Source organism: Pseudomonas sp. F220, from assembly GCF_057813935.1.
This window is the reverse complement of the sequence record NZ_JBVASJ010000018.1, coordinates 42758-58708: the sequence shown is the minus strand read 5'-3', so window position 1 is coordinate 58708 and position 15951 is coordinate 42758. Positions and strand designations below refer to the sequence as shown.

Below are 15951 nucleotides of genomic sequence, written 5' to 3'. Positions count from 1 at the left end.
ATGTCGGTCGATCCGCAACAATTCCTGCGTGAGCTGTTCGCCACAGCCATCGACGCCGCCCATCCGCAGCACGTCCTTGAAGCCCATTTACCCAGCGATCGCAGCGGTCGGGTGATCGTCATCGGTGCCGGCAAAGCGGCTGCGGCCATGGCGCAAGTGGTCGAACGTTGCTGGCAGGGCGAAGTATCGGGACTGGTAGTGACTCGCTACGGTCACGGCGCCCCTTGCGACAAAATCGAAGTGGTCGAGGCCGCCCACCCAGTGCCTGACGCTGCCGGCCTGGCCGTGGCAAAACGGGTGCTGGAACTGGTCAGCAACCTGACTGAAGACGACCGGGTGATCTTTCTACTCTCGGGCGGTGGCTCGGCATTGCTGGCACTGCCGGCGGCCGGCATCACGCTTGCCGACAAACAGTCGATCAACAAAGCCCTGCTCAAATCCGGCGCTACCATCGGCGAGATGAACTGCGTGCGCAAGCACCTCTCGGCGATCAAGGGAGGCCGTCTGGCCAAGGCCTGCTGGCCAGCTACTGTCTACACCTATGCGATTTCCGATGTGCCGGGCGACCTGGCAACGGTGATCGCTTCCGGGCCGACCGTGGCCGATCCGAGCACTTCGGCCGAAGCCCTGGCGATTCTCAAACGCTACGCCATCGAGGTCCCAGCGACGGTGCGCAGCTGGCTGCAAAGCGCGGAATCGGAGACGGTCAAACCCGGTGATCCGAGCCTCTCCCGCAGCCATTTTCAACTGATCGCGCGGCCACAACAGTCGTTGGAAGCGGCAGCGGTGAAAGCTCGCCAGGCCGGTTTTAGCCCGTTGATTCTCGGTGATCTGGAAGGCGAGTCTCGCGAGGTCGCCAAAGTCCACGCAGGGATCGCCCGCCAGGTTGTCCTGCATGGTCAGCCACTGGCCGCGCCTTGCGTGATTATCTCGGGCGGTGAAACCACCGTCACCGTGCGCGGCAATGGCCGTGGCGGACGCAACGCCGAGTTCCTGCTGAGCCTCACCGATAGCCTCAAGGGCTTGCCCGGTGTCTATGCGCTGGCCGGCGACACCGACGGCATCGACGGTTCCGAAGACAACGCCGGCGCCATCATGACCCCGGACAGCTACGCCCGCGCCGCCGCGATGGGTCTGAGCGCCAGCGACGAGTTGGACAACAACAACGGTTATGGCTATTTCGCCGCGCTGGATGGATTGATCGTCACCGAACCGACCCGCACCAATGTCAACGACTTCCGCGCCATCCTGATTCTCGAGAGCCCTAAAAATGACGCCTGACAAGAAGGTTAAAATCCTCGCCACCCTTGGCCCTGCCACAGACGGGATCGACGCTATCCGTGAACTGGTCGAAGCCGGGGTAAACATCTTTCGCCTCAACTTCAGCCATGGCGATCACGCCGATCATGCTCAGCGCTACCAGTGGATTCGCGAAGTCGAGAAGCAGCTGAATTACCCGCTGGGGATTCTGATGGACCTGCAAGGCCCGAAACTGCGGGTCGGGAAGTTTGCCGAAGGTAAGGTTCAACTGATGCGCGGTCAGGCCCTGCGTCTGGACCTGGACGCAACGCCTGGCGATCAGCGGCGGGTCAACCTGCCCCACCCGGAAATCATCGCCGCGCTGGAACCGGGCATGGACCTGTTGCTGGACGACGGCAAGCTGCGTCTGCGAGTGACCGCCAAACATGCCGATGCCATCGACACTACGGTGCTCAACGGCGGCGAGTTGTCTGACCGTAAAGGCGTCAACGTCCCGCAAGCCTTGCTCGAATTGAGCCCACTGACCGCCAAGGACCGTCGCGACCTGAGCTTCGGCCTGGAGCTGGGTGTGGATTGGGTCGCGCTGTCGTTTGTGCAGCGTCCGGCAGACATCCTCGAAGCCCGCGAGTTGATCGGCGACAAAGCCTTTCTGATGGCGAAAATCGAGAAGCCGTCAGCCGTCGAACACTTGCGCGAAATCGCCGAGTTGAGCGACGCAATCATGGTTGCGCGCGGCGATCTGGGCGTGGAAGTGCCGGCAGAAAGCGTGCCGCAGATTCAGAAGAACATCATCACCATCTGCCGCCAGCTCGGTAAACCCGTGGTGGTGGCGACGCAGATGCTCGAGTCGATGCGTTTCTCCCCGGCACCGACCCGCGCCGAAGTCACGGATGTCGCCAACGCTGTGGCCGAAGGGGCCGATGCGGTGATGCTTTCGGCAGAAACCGCCTCCGGTGATTACCCGCTGGAAGCCGTGCAGATGATGAGCAAGATCATCCGTCAGGTCGAAAATGGCCCGGATTATCAGGCGCAACTGGACGTTAGCCGACCACAGGCCGAAGCCACAGTGTCTGACGCCATCAGCTGTGCGATCCGCCGCATCAGCAGCATTCTGCCGGTGGCGGTGCTGGTGAACTACAGCGAGTCCGGCAGCTCCAGTTTGCGGGCAGCGCGTGAACGGCCGACGGTACCAATTCTCAACCTGACACCGAACCTGCAAACCGCACGCCGCCTGACCGTGGCCTGGGGCGTGCATTCGGTGGTTAATGATCGGCTGCGTCAGGTGGACGAGGTGTGCTCCACGGCCCTCGAAATTGCCCAGGCGCAGGGGATGGCCAAACGGGGCGATACGTTGTTGATCACGGCGGGTGTGCCGTTTGGGCAGCCTGGGTCGACTAATTCGTTACGTATTGAGACGCTGATCTAGCGTCTGTGCCGGCCTCATCGCGAGCAAGCTCGCTCCTACATCGGCATTGAACACATATTGCGTGTACACCGATTGTAGGAGCGAGCTTGCTCGCGATTGGGGCACCGCGGTTTATCAAGCACATCGCCTTTCACAGACGCCACCATGTCCACACACCACTTCAACAACAAATGCCCCGACTGGGCCACGGCCCTGCTCAACGGTTTCAGTCAGATTTTCCTGCAGTGCCATCCGCTGTTTGGTCTGCTGTGCCTGCTGGCCATTCTGTTTACTGCTCCAGCCCTGCTCGGCGGCGCGCTGCTGGGCGGTGTCGCCGGGTTGCTCACCGCGCAACGTCGCAGTTATGCCAAGGCTGATCGTCAGGCCGGCCTGTTCAGTTACAACGGCGTTTTGCTCGGCTTGCTGCTGAGCCTTTATTTCCCCTGGTCAGCGATGTTGCCGCCGCTGATCATCGCCTGCGGCGGCCTGAGTGCGATGCTCACTCAGCAATGGCTCAAGCGCGCCCGCGATCAGCATTGCCTGCCCGCCTACACCGCACCCTTCGTTGGATTGAGCTGGTTGCTCCTGAGTTTTGCTGCGCCCCAGCCCCCTGCACCCTTGATTGAAATGAACACCCTCAACCTGGTCGCGGCCTCGTTGAAAGGGCTTGGTCAGGTCATGTTTCTGGGTCATCCGCTGGCCGGTGCACTGATTGCTATCGGATTGCTGATCGCCGACCGCCGCGCTTTCTTATGGGCGCTGCTGGGTTCTGCCGCGGGTCTGTGCTTTGCCTTGCTGCATCACGAAACGTCAAACGCGCTGCTGGGTTTGAGCGGTTACAACGCAGTGCTCGCCGCCCTTGCCTTCAGCCAGCAACGTCGCCAACCCTGGCTGCCGCTGCTGGGAATTGTATTGGCAGTGTTGCTCACACCGGGCTTCGCCGCTCTGGGTCTGGCGACCCTCACCGCCCCCTTCATCCTTGCCTGCTGGCTGGTCCGTGCTGGTATCCGAGTACTACGCCCGGCCGCGTTGGACAGTGCGTCTTGCGCTATCAGGGACAATCACCCTAGGCTTCGCTGATCTAAGGCCAAGGCGATCTCCATGGACAGCAACAACACGTGGCGCAACCGCCTCTACGTGATGATTTTCCACACCGACACGGTGGCCGGACGGCGCTTCGACAGTACCCTGTTGCTGATCATTCTCGCCAGCCTGGTGATCGTGATTCTCGACAGCATCGACGCCGTTCACCAGAACTACGCCAATGCTCTGGCCTACATCGAATGGGGCTTCACTGTCATCTTCGTCATCGAGTACGGCCTGCGGCTGTACTGCTCGCCCAAGCCGCTTCGTTACGCCTTCAGCTTCTACGGGCTGGTGGACTTGCTGGCGATCGTCCCGGGGATCCTCGCGCTGTATTACAGCGATGCTCAGTACCTGTTGATCATCCGAATCATCCGGATGCTGCGAATCTTCCGTGTGCTCAAGCTCAGCCCGTACTTGAAACAAGCCAATTACCTGCTGGATGCCCTGCACGGCAGCAAACAAAAAATCATCGTATTCCTGCTCAGTGTCTGCACCCTGGTGACGGTGTTCGGTACCCTGATGTACGTGGTCGAGGGTCCTGAACACGGCTTCACCAGCATCCCCAAGGGGATCTACTGGGCTATCGTCACCCTGACCACAGTTGGCTACGGCGATATCGTGCCGAAAACCCCGCTGGGGCAAGTGATCTCGGCCATGGTGATGATCACCGGTTACTCGATCATCGCCGTACCCACCGGAATCTTCACCGCCGAACTGGCCAACGCCATGCGCGGTGAACAGTTGCAGCACGACTGCCCGGTGTGCAAGAAAGACAATCACGAGCATGGCGCGGCATTCTGCTCGCGCTGCGGCAATGCGCTGTTTAAGAAAACAGAATAAGCAAAGTACTTTTTAATCTTTAAAGAGATATGCAGCCACGGCTATAGTCGCTGGCAAATTGCCCACTTTTACTAGAACAAGGAATGCCCGGTGAAGAAACTCTTTGGCGCCTCACTGTTGGCCGCTGGCCTGGCCTTGAGCAGCGTGGCCCAGGCCGCACCGACCCTGCTTAACGTTTCCTACGATGTGATGCGAGACTTCTACAAGGCTTACAACACTGCCTTCCAGAAACACTGGCAAGCCGAGCACAACGAAAACATCACCTTGCAGATGTCCTTCGGCGGTTCCAGCAAACAAGCCCGTTCGGTCATCGACGGCCTGCCGGCTGACGTCATCACCATGAACATGGCCACCGACATCAACGCCTTGGTCGACAACGGCAAACTGATTCCCGACAACTGGGTCACCCGCCTGCCGGACCACAGCGCGCCGTTCACCTCGGCCACTGTATTCATCGTCCGCAAAGGCAACCCGAAAGCCCTGAAAGACTGGCCTGATCTGCTCAAGGACGGTGTGCAAGTCATCGTGCCGAACCCGAAAACTTCCGGTAACGGCCGCTATACCTATCTCTCGGCCTGGGGCTACGTGCTGAAAAACGGTGGCGATGAAAACAAAGCCAAAGAATTCGTCGGCAAGCTGTTCAAGCAAGCGCCGGTACTCGACACCGGTGGCCGCGCCGCCACCACCACCTTCATGACCAACCAGATTGGCGACGTGCTGGTGACGTTCGAAAACGAAGCCGAAATGATCGCTCGCGAATTCGGTCGCGACCAGTTCGAAGTGATCTACCCAAGCGTCTCCGCCGAAGCCGAACCGCCAGTAACTGTGGTCGACAAAGTCGTCGACAAGAAAGGCACTCGCGCCGTGGCCGAGGAATACCTGAAATACCTCTGGTCTCCAGAAGGTCAGGAAATCGCTGCCGCCAACTACCTGCGCCCACGGGACCCAAAAGTCTTGGCCAAGTACACCGACCGCTTCCCGAAAGTCGACTTCCTCTCGGTGGAGAAAACCTTCGGTGACTGGCGCACTGTGCAAAAGACCCACTTCAACGATGGCGGGATCTTCGATCAGATCTATGCGCAGTAAGCGTTGAGTTGAAATGAGAAAGGCGACCTGAGGTCCAGTCCAATGCCAGTTAGTTAAGAAAATGAGGTCTCTGTAGGAGCGAGCTTGCTCGCGATGGACTCAAGGACGACGCGTTTATTCAGAAAACACGCATTATCGTTAACGTCCATCGCGAGCAAGCTCGCTCCTACACGAGGCTGCGTTCGCTTAAGTGACTGGCATTGGACCTCGGGTCGCCTTTTTTGATACCGCTCGCAGCGCCTGACGTTGATGTCACATCGGCGGCGTCACGCCGTCTTTGCCGGCCGAGATGAATTGCGCTGTCAGGCTGCCATCCGCAGCTTTCTGGGCGAACAGCACGACTTTGACACCTGGCTTGAGCAAGCTTCGGTCGCCGGCCACCAGATTGACGATCGGTACGTCGTCCGGTACTACGATGGTTTTTTTACCGCCCTTGTAGTTGACGGTCATGGTTCGGCCATTGCTGGTCACCAGATCGCCGACGCTGCCGTTGGTCATGCTGCTGTCCTTGGCCAGATCAAAAGGACGATGGCCGTCGCCGGTGCCGGCCATGTCTGGCGGGAACACGTGGACTTCCAACGCCTTCAAGGTGCCATCGGGCAGCGGCACGGCGGCCGAACCGACGTAGCTGCCGGGCTTGATGTCGGAGATTTGCGCCAGCGTCACACCGCGAACCTGAGTGTCTTTGGTCAGGTTGACGGTCACGTCGCCGTCGCGGTTGCTATGAACTTTCATCACGTCACCGTCCAGTGCGGTGATCGCTCCACGCACACCGACACGCTGAGCCGGAGCGTCTTCAGCCTGAACCGTGCCAATCATCATCAACGCTGTCACAGCGATTGCTGAAGCCAATGCGCTGACACGCGACGCCTTGCCGAAAATCGAAGTCATCTGAGGGGGTTTCCTGTGCTGAGGTGTAGGGCATCGGACCGATGCTTATTCAAATACCGCTGAACCAGTTATAACCTTGATCTTCCCAGTAACCTCCCGGGTACTCATTGGTGACCACGATGGCGCCAATGTGTTTGGGATTCTTGAAACCCAGCTTGGTCGGCACCCGCAGTCGCAACGGATAGCCGTACTGGGGCGGCAGTGCGACCTTGCCAAAGTCCAGCGCCAGCAACGTCTGCGGATGCAAGGCGGTCGGCATGTCGATACTGGAGTAATAACGGTCGGCGCACTTGAAGGCCACGTACCTGGCCGTCAGGTCAGCACCGATGTGTTCCAGGAATGTGCGCAACGGCACACCGCCCCACTGACCGATGGCGCTCCAGCCTTCAACACAGATCAAGCGGGTGATATCGCTGCGTTGTGGCAGGCGGCGCAGGTCTTCGAGGGTCCAGTTCTGTTTGTCGCGGACCAACCCCGAGACCTCGACCCGGTAATCGCTGAGGTCGATGTCGGGAATGTCGGTTTGTTCATAGTAGGCATTGAACGGAAACGGCTGGGTAAGCTTCGCTTCACTGTAGACCGGCGCCAGCCGCTGACCGCTGAAGAGCCAGCCCTGAACCTTGTCGTTCCAGCGCGACATGGCCCACAGCACTTTGTCGACTTGATCGCCGTCCGCAAGGTTGCAACCGCTGAGCATCGACATCGCGCCAATGGTCAGCCCCGAGCGCAGGAACAGCCGTCGCTGCACATCGACCAGTTGCGTGCGCTGTGCAGGCTCAAGTTTCACAGATGGTTTGCGCTCAGTCATGGGGATTCTCCCGAGTGCCGCCAGTAATCATCGGCAGTAAGGTTCGCGGCACCAGCACTACCAGCAAGAGATGGACCACGATAAACAGGCCGATTCCGCTCATGGCGAAAAAGTGCACGTAGCGCGCCGCGTCGTAACCGCCCATCAGTTGCACCAGACCCTGCAGCTGCACCGGCTTCCAGATCGACAGGCCGGAAAGCACCACCAGCACGCCCATCAGCAAGACCAACCAATACAGCAAACGTTGAACGGCGTTGTAATGTCCCAGGTGGTGAGTGAGCTTGAGGTGCAACGCATCGCTCAGGTTCTGCTTGATTGCCGGCACCGAGATGGGCAACAACTGACGGCCAAAATGCCGACTGACCAGGCCATATGCCAGATAGATCAGGCCGTTGACCACCAGCAGCCACATGACCGCCAGATGCACGGCAATCGAACCCCCGAGCCATCCGCCGAGAGTTGCCCAATGCGGGAACCTGAAGGCGAACAAGGGCGAGGCGTTGTAGATACCCCAGCCGCTCATGATCATGCAGGGCATGCCCAGGGCATTGATCCAATGGGTGAACCGAATGGGTAAAGGGTGAACGCGACGAGTGCTGATAACGGGCTCCTTGCGAGATAACGCAGTCGCTGAGGCAGTAGATGTCGGTAAAGGTATCATCGGGCTTTGTCGCAAGGTTTCACGTTTCTGTGATGTTTGCGTTCAGAGCCGTTCGCTCATTCCTTTTCGGCATAAATGCTATCGCCTCGGGTTACCGACTGAGTCGCCGGCCATTCCTTAGCCTCACTCGTCATCTTCCCTTGGCCGCACGTCGGCACGACCACAATCACCCTACTGTTTGAGTTCTGCTGCGGTGCGGTTTTTGAGTGTTTCCGAGAAAGGGTCGCTGGCGACTGCGTGATGTATTAAAAGCTTCGCGGGCAAGCCTCGGGCCTACAGTTACAGCGCAACATTCGTAGGCGCGAGGCTTGCCCGCGATCGAACGCGAAGCCGTCGCACGTCAGACAGCTTGTTCTGTCTGACGAGCGCAATGGGTCACTCAATCGTGATACTGACGCCCCAACCCCGACGGCACGCCATGAATATCCGTCTCTTCCCAAGGCCCGTTCGGGCTGATGGAGCGGCTCCAGCCGTTGTTCCAGCGGTAGTAGGTGCGTTGGCGGTAGAAGGTGTCGGTCTGGTCGTCGAGGACGTAGACGCCCATCTGCGCATCCCAATGGCTATTACCGCCCGGTGGCGGAGCAAAGCTGGCGGAGGTGCGCGGCAGCGGCTTGGCGGGTTTAGCCGGTGTGGTCGGTTTGCCAGGCGCCGTGGATGGAACCGGCTTGGTACTCGGTCCCGAAGGCGGGATCGGTGGCAAGGTGGTCGGCGCCGGCTGCTGGACCGCACAGGCGCTTAACCCCAGGACCAGACTGAGCAGGGTGATACGTGCAATGGCGCTCATAGCGGTTTCTCTGTTATTTATCCGGGCTGTCGATGGTCAATTGCTGCGGCGCGGTGGTGCTGCTGGCCAGGGGCTGGCTGCGACCGATCCATTCGCCGGCAGTCGGTTGGCCGGCGCGTGAGATGCGTGCAACCAGTTGGACTTCAGGGAAGTTCGACAGTTTCAACTGCGGTATCATCGCGTCGGCGTCACCCAGCTCGACGGTCGCTGGCAAGTCAGCCACAGTCAGACGCTTGGCGGCCAATGGCGCGGGCGGGCCGGAAGTGGCACGGGCGAAGATGAACACACTGTCGCCCGGTTGAACCTTGGCTTTCAGATCAGCCGCCAGATCAACGCGAACCTTGAGCAATGCTGCAGTTTTCGCCGCAACGGCCGGCGCTTGAGCGACTTTGCCGCCACTGGCCTGCAGTTTCTCACTGGCCCGGGCGATCCCGCCTTGCAGCGCGGTACGGGAGTTATCCTCCGGCGGCAGTTGCGCCAGCAGACGATTCCAGTAGTCGATGGCGTCCTGGTAACGTTCGCCTTCGAAGGCGGCGATACCCAGCAGGCCGAGGCTGGTGACTTCTTTCGGATCGGCTTTCAATGCTTCATCCGTCAGCGCCTGAACCTTGTCCGACCATTGTTTGTTGTCGGCAAAGTATTGCGCCTGAGCCCATTGGCCGAGCAGTTCAGGCTGACGACCGGCCAACGCTACGGTGCGCTCGAAGATCTTCGCCGCATCTGCCGGGCGATCCTGAGCCATGTAGGTCCGACCGAGGAAGTACAGACCTTCAGCCGAATCCGGCTGCGCTGCGACGGCACGCTCAAGACGGCGGGTCATCTCTTCCATCGATTTCGGTGCCTGGGCAAATTCGCGGGTCAGCTCGACCTTGTCGCTGGCACCGAAATGCAGGTACAAGCCAAGGCCCAACACCGGCACCAGAATCGCGGCCAACAACGGCAGCGGCTTGCCCAAACGCGAAACCCGCTCGGTATCGGCACCTTCGGTGTCGTCCAGCAGTTCACGGGCCGCTTCCGCGCGACCGGTGTCCATTTGCACGGGAGTGAGTACGCCTTCTTCCTGCTGAGTTTGCAACTCAGCCACGCGCTCTTGGTAAAGCGCTACGTTCAGCGCGGTACGATCCTCTTCACGTTGGGCGCGGCGGCCGCGTAAAACCGGGATCAGCAGAAAACTCAGAGCTACCAATAGGAGCAGACCTGCAGCGAGCCAGAAATCAATCATTCGTGGTCTTTATCCAACAGTTGGTCGAGGCGCTTGCGCTCCTCGGCAGAAAGCGTATCCAGGGTGTCAGTGCGCTGTACGCGACGACGGCGGATGATCACTCCAATGATTACGACGCCGCCCAACAGCAAACCGGCCGGGCCGAACCAGAGCAGCGCGGTCTTGGCAGTCAGAGCCGGCTTGTAGCGCACGAAATCGCCGTAGCGATCGACCATGAAGTCGATGATCTGCTGATTGTCTTTGCCCTCGCCCAGCATGCGGAAAATCTCTTTACGCAAGTCAGCGGCAATCGGTGCATTGGAATCAGCAATGTCCTGATTCTGGCACTTGGGGCAACGCAGCTCTTTGGTCAGCTCGCGGAAACGCTCGCGGTCGCCGTCATTGGCGAACTCGTAAGTGTCGATGGCGGCGTGAGCCACACCGGCGATGCTCAGGCCGAGAACGGCCGCCGCTATCCAGCGCTTCATGGCTTGGCCTCATCAACCAGCGCCTGATACTTGGCAGCCAGCTTTTCGCGCCAGACCACTTCATCGATCACCCCGACGTACTTGTCGCGGATGATGCCTTTAGCGTCGATGAAGAAGGTTTCCGGAGCGCCGTAGACGCCGAGATTCAGGCCCAGGGTGCCCTCATCGTCACGAATATCCAGTTGGTACGGGTTGTGGAACTCCACCAGCCACTTCAAGGCGTCGGCGTTGACGTCCTTGTAGTTGATGCCGTAGATCAGCACGCCCTGTTGGGCCAGTTTGTTCAACACCGGGTGTTCGACCCGGCAGGAAATGCACCAGGTGCCCCAGACGTTGACCAACGCTGGCTTGCCCAGAATATCGGCCTTGGCCAGGGTCTTGCCGTCCTGTACCGACGGCAGGGAAAACTCGGGGAATGGCTTGTCGATCATCGCCGATGGCAGTTCGGCCGGGTCCAGGTACAGCCCTCGGTAAAGGAACACCGCCACCACCAGAAACAGCGCCAGCGGCAACAACATTATCCAACGTCTCATGCAGTGGCTCCAGTCATGCCCAGTGCTTCCCGCACGCGGCTTTTCACCTTGACCCGATAACGCCGATCCAGTGCCGCCAGCAAACCACCGAAACCTGTAAGCAGGCCGCCGAACCAGATCCAGCGTACAAACGGTTTGACGTGCACCCGTACCGCCCAGGCGCCATCGCCCAGTGGCTCACCAAGGGCAACGTATAGGTCACGGGTGAAACCAGCGTCGATCCCGGCCTCGGTCATCATCGAGTTCTGCACGGTGTAGAGGCGTTTTTCCGGGTGCAATACGCTGACCTCTTTACCGCCGCGAATGACACGAATAGTGCCTTTGTCGGAGGTAAAATTCGGCCCTTCGTAGTGTTTGGCACCCTCGAAGATGAAGTGGTAACCGGCCAGATCCATGGATTCGCCCGGTGCCAGACGCAGGTCACGCTCGGCGCTGTTCTGGCTGGAAAGCACCACACCCAACGCGCAGACGGCGATACCGAGGTGCGCCACCTGCATACCCCAATAGCTGCGGGTCAGGGTTGGCAGGCCTTTGATCAGGCCTTTGTGACGGGTTTTGTCAAAGATGTCGCGCACACCAGCCAACAACACCCAGGCGGCGAGCATGAAGGTCGCCAACACTGCCCAGTTGAAGTCGCCATACGCGATGCCAGCCACCACGGCCAGCGCTGCACTGCCGAGCAGCACGGGGGTGAGCATGCCCACCAGCCATTTGACCGGAGTGTCTTTCCAGCGCACCAGCATGCCGACTGCCATCACCACCATCAGCAATGCCATCAATGGAATAAACAGCGCATTGAAGTACGGCGGGCCGACCGACAGCTTGGCGCCGGTCAGGGCATCAAGCACCAGCGGGTACAGCGTGCCGAGCAGAATCATTGATGCGGCAACCACCAATACCAGGTTGTTACCCAGCAACAGGGTTTCCCGCGACCAGAGGTTGAAACCGACATGGCTCTTCACTACTGGCGCGCGCAAAGCGAACAACGTCAACGACCCGCCGACCACGAACAGCAGGAAGATCAGGATGAACACGCCGCGCTCCGGGTCGGAAGCGAAGGCATGCACTGACGTCAGCACGCCGGAACGCACCAGGAAGGTTCCCAGCAGGCTCAGGGAGAATGCGGCGATGGCCAGCAGCACGGTCCAGCTTTTGAACACACCACGTTTTTCGGTAACGGCCAGCGAGTGAATCAACGCGGTACCGACCAGCCATGGCATGAAGGACGCGTTTTCCACCGGGTCCCAGAACCACCAGCCGCCCCAACCGAGTTCGTAGTAGGCCCACCAGGAACCGAGGGTGATGCCGATACCCAGGAAGGCCCAGGCGACGATGGTCCATGGACGCGACCAGCGAGCCCAGGCCGCATCAAGACGACCACCGAGCAAGGCAGCGATGGCGAAGGCGAAGGCCACGGAGAAACCGACATAACCCATGTAAAGCATCGGTGGGTGGACGATCAGACCGATGTCTTGCAGCAGTGGATTGAGGTCATGACCATTGGTCGGGATTTGCGGCAGGATGCGCGCGAACGGGTTGGAGGTGAGGATCAGGAACAGCAGAAACCCAGTGCTGATGATGCCCATCACTGCCAGCACCCGCGCCAGCATCACTTGCGGCAACTGCCGGGAGAACACCGACACCGCAAAAGTCCAGCCGCCGAGGATCAGCGCCCAGAGCAGCAACGAGCCTTCGTGGGCACCCCATACCGCGCTGAACTTGTAGTACCAAGGCAAGGCGCTGTTGGAGTTGTTGGCGACATAGGCGACGGAAAAGTCATCGGTCATGAAGGCGTAGGTCAGGCAGCCAAAAGCGAATACCAGAAAGGCGAACTGCCCCCAGGCGGCCGGCTGAGCCAGGCTCATCCACAGCCGATCACCGCGCCAGGCACCGAGTAACGGCACGATGGCTTGAACGATGGCAAAACACAGCGCCAGGATCATCGCCAGATGGCCCAGCTCGGGGATAAACAGCCCTGAACCAAAGAGTGCGGAAGTCATCGGTTAACCCTCTTTGGCTTGTGTAGGCGCCGACTGGCCGCTGTCTTTCAGGGCCTTGGTCACTTCCGGCGGCATGTACTTCTCGTCGTGCTTGGCGAGCACTTCGTCGGCCACTACCACGCCCTCACCGTTGAGCTTGCCAAGGGCAACAATGCCCTGCCCTTCGCGGAACAGGTCTGGAAGGATGCCGCGATAAGTGATGGTGACGGATTTATTGAAGTCGGTGACGATGAATTTCACGTCCAGGGAATCCCCGGAGCGCTCCAGCGACCCCTTTTCGACCATACCGCCGGCACGAATGCGGGTGTCTAGCGGTGCCTCACCGTTGGCGATCTGGGTCGGGGTGTAGAACAGATTGATATTCTGCTGCAAGGCGCTCAAGGCCAGGCCAACAGCAGCGCCGACCCCAACCAGAATCGCGAGGATGATCAATAGTCGCTTTTTACGCAGCGGATTCACTTGCCGTTCTCCCGGCGCAGACGACGCGCCTCTTGTTGCAGATAACGCTTGCGGGCCAGGATCGGCGCTGCAACGTTGAGGGCCAGCACTGCAAAGCAGATGCCATAGGCTGACCAGACATATAAACCGTGATGACCCATGGCGAGAAAATCGCCGAAGGATGCAAAACTCATTGTGCAGCCTCCAGAGTATTCAGCACCTGGGCCTTGACCCAGCTACTGCGGGCCTCACGCTTGAGCACTTCAAGGCGCATGCGCAGCAACAACACGGCGCCGAAGAAACAGTAGAAGCCCAGCACTGTCAGTAGCAGCGGTAGCCACATTTCAGCGGGCATGGCCGGTTTCTCAGTGAGACTGAATGTCGCACCTTGATGCAGTGTGTTCCACCACTCCACCGAGTATTTGATGATCGGTATGTTGATCACGCCGACAATCGCCAGCACCGCGCAGGCCTTCGCCGCGCTGTCACGATTGCTGATGGCGTTGCCCAGCGCAATAAGACCGAAGTACAGAAACAGCAGAATCAGCATGGACGTTAGTCGTGCATCCCAGACCCACCACGAGCCCCAGGTCGGCTTACCCCAGATCGCCCCGGTGACCAGCGCCACGGCGGTCATCCAGGCACCGATCGGTGCCGCGCATTGCAGGGCGACGTCGGCCAGCTTCATCTTCCACACCAGACCGACGACACCGCACACCGCCAGCATCACATAGCAGGACTGCGCCAGCATGGCGGCCGGGACATGGATGTAGATGATCCGAAAACTATTGCCTTGCTGGTAGTCCGGCGGCGCGAACGCCAGGCCCCAGACCACGCCGATGCCGATCAGCAGCACGGCGGCGACACTGAGCCAGGGCAGCAGTTTGCCGCTGATGCCGTAAAACCACTTGGGCGAGCCGAGCTTATGAAACCAGGTCCAGTTCATTACTGTTTCCATCACGGTTGCTACTCGCCATCACGAGCAGCCAAGGGTCTGCCTTTTTTTCAAAAAAAGTGATCAAAAAATGATCAGACCTCATTATTATTCGCCGACGCTGATCTTCAGGCCAGCAGCTATTGCAAAGGGTGTCAGGGTTATCGTCAGGGCGGTCAGGCTACCAAGCCACAAGAGATAACCGGTCGCCGGCATGCCCTGCAATGCCGCCTGCAAGGCGCCACTGCCGAGAATCAACACCGGGATGTACAACGGCAGAATCAGCAGCGCCAACAACAGGCCACCGCGTTTCAATCCTACCGTCAGCGCTGCGCCCACCGCACCGAGCAGGCTTAGCACCGGTGTACCCAGCAATAGGGAAAGCAGCAACACCGGCAGACAAACGGCAGGCAATCCGAGCATCAACGCCAACAACGGTGCGAGCAAAACCAGTGCCAGGCCGGAAAACGCCCAGTGTGCCAGTACCTTGGCCAAAACCAGAAGAGGCAGGGGGTGCGACGAAAGGACCCACTGCTCCAGTGATCCATCCTCGAAATCACTGCGGAAAAGCCCGTCCAGCGAGAGCAGGACGGACAATAAGGCGGCTACCCAGACCAGTCCCGGAGACAAGGTTTGCAACAATTGAGTCTCCGGACCGACGGCCAACGGAAACAATGCAATGACAATTGCGAAGAAAACCAGCGGATTGGCCAGTTCGGCCGGACGCCGAAACAACAACCGCGCCTCACGGGCGACCAGTAGTCCGAAAACACTCATACGGCCCAGCACCCCAAATCGATGTCGCGATAACTGGCAGGCATGAGCTTCAAGGTGTGGTGAGTGGTCAATACCACCATGCCACCCTGCTCACAATGAGCGACCAGATGCTCTTCGAGCTGCGCCACGCCTTGTTTATCGAGTGCAGTGAAGGGCTCATCAAGGATCCACAGCTTCGGGCTGTCCAGATACAGCCGGGCCAGAGCCACACGGCGCTTCTGACCGGCCGATAAGGTGTGGCACGGCACATCCTCGAAACCGCGCAACCCCACCGCTTCCAGCGCCTGCCAGATGGCCTCATGGCTAGTTGGCTGATGCAGGGCACAAAGCCAGCTGAGGTTTTCTTCCGGGGTCAGCAAATCCTTGATCCCGGCGGCGTGGCCGATCCACAGCAGGTTATGCGCCAGCTCGCTGCGCTGCGCTCTCAACGGCTGACCGTTAAGCAAGACCTGGCCTGCGGTCGGCTGCATGAGACCTGCAAGCAGGCGCAGCAGGCTGGTCTTGCCACTGCCGTTGGGGCCACTGATCTGCAACATATCACCGCCCGCCAGACGCAATTCGAGGTTTTCGAAGAGCATCCGCCAGTCTCGCTCACAGGCGAGCGCTACGGCTTCTAGAAGAGGGCTGGTCAAGAGATCGCGGGCCTTTACGGTTCAAGTCGGCGGTGGAGCGGCCGTTAACGTGATGCAGAATAAATGCATTGGCGGCCTGTTCTAGAGAGCTGCGTCAAACATTTGTAATGTTTTCGCCACTCCCCCA

At 59.6% G+C, this 15951-nt stretch carries 18 protein-coding genes; 5 read left to right on the top strand and 13 right to left on the bottom strand.

What is annotated here, in order from left to right:
• The 5 genes from ACZYSM_RS16945 to ACZYSM_RS16925 all read left to right on the top strand — a co-directional run bounded on the left by ACZYSM_RS16945 (position 1) and on the right by ACZYSM_RS16925 (position 5677).
• The gene (locus tag ACZYSM_RS16945; RefSeq protein ID WP_489072685.1) at positions 1–1281 is read left to right on the top strand and encodes a glycerate kinase type-2 family protein; all 1281 of its coding nucleotides are present in this window, start codon (positions 1–3) and stop codon (positions 1279–1281) included.
• Positions 1271–2686, top strand: a complete 1416-nt coding sequence (gene pyk / locus ACZYSM_RS16940) for a pyruvate kinase (protein ID WP_489072683.1) — start codon at positions 1271–1273, stop codon at positions 2684–2686. Before ACZYSM_RS16945 ends, pyk begins: the two co-directional genes overlap by 11 nt.
• Before the next feature lie 144 nt (positions 2687–2830).
• The gene (locus tag ACZYSM_RS16935) at positions 2831–3745 is read left to right on the top strand and encodes an urea transporter (RefSeq protein WP_489072681.1); all 915 of its coding nucleotides are present in this window, start codon (positions 2831–2833) and stop codon (positions 3743–3745) included.
• A gap of 21 nt (positions 3746–3766) precedes the next feature.
• Complete coding sequence (locus ACZYSM_RS16930) at positions 3767–4591, top strand: ion transporter (RefSeq protein WP_489072679.1); 825 nt, start codon at positions 3767–3769, stop codon at positions 4589–4591.
• A 90-nt stretch (positions 4592–4681) separates the two neighbouring features.
• The gene (locus tag ACZYSM_RS16925; RefSeq protein WP_489072677.1) at positions 4682–5677 is read left to right on the top strand and encodes a sulfate ABC transporter substrate-binding protein; all 996 of its coding nucleotides are present in this window, start codon (positions 4682–4684) and stop codon (positions 5675–5677) included.
• A 252-nt stretch (positions 5678–5929) separates the two neighbouring features.
• Here the strand turns inward: ACZYSM_RS16925 and ACZYSM_RS16920 are convergent, their stop codons facing one another.
• From ACZYSM_RS16920 to ccmA, 13 genes are all read right to left on the bottom strand, one after another.
• A complete protein-coding gene (locus ACZYSM_RS16920; protein WP_489072772.1) occupies positions 5930–6499 on the bottom strand; it encodes a DUF5666 domain-containing protein in 570 nt (189 codons plus the stop codon).
• Between the two features lie 118 nt (positions 6500–6617).
• The gene (locus ACZYSM_RS16915; protein ID WP_489072675.1) at positions 6618–7376 is read right to left on the bottom strand and encodes a molybdopterin-dependent oxidoreductase; all 759 of its coding nucleotides are present in this window, start codon (positions 7374–7376) and stop codon (positions 6618–6620) included.
• Positions 7369–7977, bottom strand: coding sequence for a cytochrome b/b6 domain-containing protein (locus ACZYSM_RS16910; RefSeq protein ID WP_489072770.1), 609 nt, complete (start codon positions 7975–7977; stop codon positions 7369–7371). Before ACZYSM_RS16910 ends, ACZYSM_RS16915 begins: the two co-directional genes overlap by 8 nt.
• A gap of 439 nt (positions 7978–8416) precedes the next feature.
• Positions 8417–8821 carry a hypothetical protein gene (locus tag ACZYSM_RS16905; RefSeq protein ID WP_489072673.1) on the bottom strand — a complete coding sequence of 135 codons (405 nt, stop codon included), beginning with the start codon at positions 8819–8821 and terminating at the stop codon, positions 8417–8419.
• Between the two features lie 13 nt (positions 8822–8834).
• A complete protein-coding gene (gene ccmI / locus ACZYSM_RS16900; RefSeq protein WP_489072671.1) occupies positions 8835–10043 on the bottom strand; it encodes a c-type cytochrome biogenesis protein CcmI in 1209 nt (402 codons plus the stop codon).
• Entirely contained in the window at positions 10040–10510 is a 471-nt protein-coding gene (locus ACZYSM_RS16895; protein ID WP_489072669.1) for a cytochrome c-type biogenesis protein, read from the bottom strand. The genes ccmI and ACZYSM_RS16895 overlap by 4 nt, the downstream gene beginning before the upstream one ends.
• Positions 10507–11043 carry a DsbE family thiol:disulfide interchange protein gene (locus tag ACZYSM_RS16890; protein WP_489072667.1) on the bottom strand — a complete coding sequence of 179 codons (537 nt, stop codon included), beginning with the start codon at positions 11041–11043 and terminating at the stop codon, positions 10507–10509. Before ACZYSM_RS16890 ends, ACZYSM_RS16895 begins: the two co-directional genes overlap by 4 nt.
• Positions 11040–13043 (bottom strand): heme lyase CcmF/NrfE family subunit, encoded by a 2004-nt coding sequence (locus ACZYSM_RS16885; protein ID WP_489072665.1) that lies wholly within the window; start codon positions 13041–13043, stop codon positions 11040–11042. The genes ACZYSM_RS16890 and ACZYSM_RS16885 overlap by 4 nt, the downstream gene beginning before the upstream one ends.
• 3 nt (positions 13044–13046) lie before the next feature.
• On the bottom strand, positions 13047–13502 hold the full coding sequence (ccmE, locus tag ACZYSM_RS16880) for a cytochrome c maturation protein CcmE (protein WP_489072663.1): 456 nt from the start codon (positions 13500–13502) through the stop codon (positions 13047–13049).
• The gene (ccmD, locus tag ACZYSM_RS16875) at positions 13499–13675 is read right to left on the bottom strand and encodes a heme exporter protein CcmD (protein ID WP_489072661.1); all 177 of its coding nucleotides are present in this window, start codon (positions 13673–13675) and stop codon (positions 13499–13501) included. The genes ccmE and ccmD overlap by 4 nt, the downstream gene beginning before the upstream one ends.
• Positions 13672–14427, bottom strand: coding sequence for a heme ABC transporter permease (locus ACZYSM_RS16870; RefSeq protein ID WP_489072659.1), 756 nt, complete (start codon positions 14425–14427; stop codon positions 13672–13674). The genes ccmD and ACZYSM_RS16870 overlap by 4 nt, the downstream gene beginning before the upstream one ends.
• A gap of 96 nt (positions 14428–14523) precedes the next feature.
• Positions 14524–15192 carry a heme exporter protein CcmB gene (ccmB, locus tag ACZYSM_RS16865; RefSeq protein WP_489072657.1) on the bottom strand — a complete coding sequence of 223 codons (669 nt, stop codon included), beginning with the start codon at positions 15190–15192 and terminating at the stop codon, positions 14524–14526.
• A complete protein-coding gene (gene ccmA / locus ACZYSM_RS16860; protein WP_489072655.1) occupies positions 15189–15824 on the bottom strand; it encodes a cytochrome c biogenesis heme-transporting ATPase CcmA in 636 nt (211 codons plus the stop codon). The genes ccmB and ccmA overlap by 4 nt, the downstream gene beginning before the upstream one ends.
• Between the last annotated feature and the right edge of the window lie 127 nt (positions 15825–15951).

Coding starts and splice junctions, on each gene's coding strand:
- ccmD (WP_489072661.1), bottom strand. CDS start 13,675: ATGAGTTTTGCATCCTTCGGCGATTTTCTCGCCATGGGTCATCACGGT.
- ACZYSM_RS16895 (WP_489072669.1), bottom strand. CDS start 10,510: ATGAAGCGCTGGATAGCGGCGGCCGTTCTCGGCCTGAGCATCGCCGGT.
- ACZYSM_RS16935 (WP_489072681.1), top strand. CDS start 2,831: ATGTCCACACACCACTTCAACAACAAATGCCCCGACTGGGCCACGGCC.
- ACZYSM_RS16870 (WP_489072659.1), bottom strand. CDS start 14,427: ATGAACTGGACCTGGTTTCATAAGCTCGGCTCGCCCAAGTGGTTTTAC.
- ccmB (WP_489072657.1), bottom strand. CDS start 15,192: ATGAGTGTTTTCGGACTACTGGTCGCCCGTGAGGCGCGGTTGTTGTTT.
- ccmI (WP_489072671.1), bottom strand. CDS start 10,043: ATGATTGATTTCTGGCTCGCTGCAGGTCTGCTCCTATTGGTAGCTCTG.
- ACZYSM_RS16920 (WP_489072772.1), bottom strand. CDS start 6,499: ATGATGATTGGCACGGTTCAGGCTGAAGACGCTCCGGCTCAGCGTGTC.
- ACZYSM_RS16890 (WP_489072667.1), bottom strand. CDS start 11,043: ATGAGACGTTGGATAATGTTGTTGCCGCTGGCGCTGTTTCTGGTGGTG.
- ACZYSM_RS16915 (WP_489072675.1), bottom strand. CDS start 7,376: ATGACTGAGCGCAAACCATCTGTGAAACTTGAGCCTGCACAGCGCACG.
- ACZYSM_RS16930 (WP_489072679.1), top strand. CDS start 3,767: ATGGACAGCAACAACACGTGGCGCAACCGCCTCTACGTGATGATTTTC.
- ACZYSM_RS16905 (WP_489072673.1), bottom strand. CDS start 8,821: ATGAGCGCCATTGCACGTATCACCCTGCTCAGTCTGGTCCTGGGGTTA.
- ACZYSM_RS16885 (WP_489072665.1), bottom strand. CDS start 13,043: ATGACTTCCGCACTCTTTGGTTCAGGGCTGTTTATCCCCGAGCTGGGC.
- pyk (WP_489072683.1), top strand. CDS start 1,271: ATGACGCCTGACAAGAAGGTTAAAATCCTCGCCACCCTTGGCCCTGCC.
- ACZYSM_RS16945 (WP_489072685.1), top strand. CDS start 1: ATGTCGGTCGATCCGCAACAATTCCTGCGTGAGCTGTTCGCCACAGCC.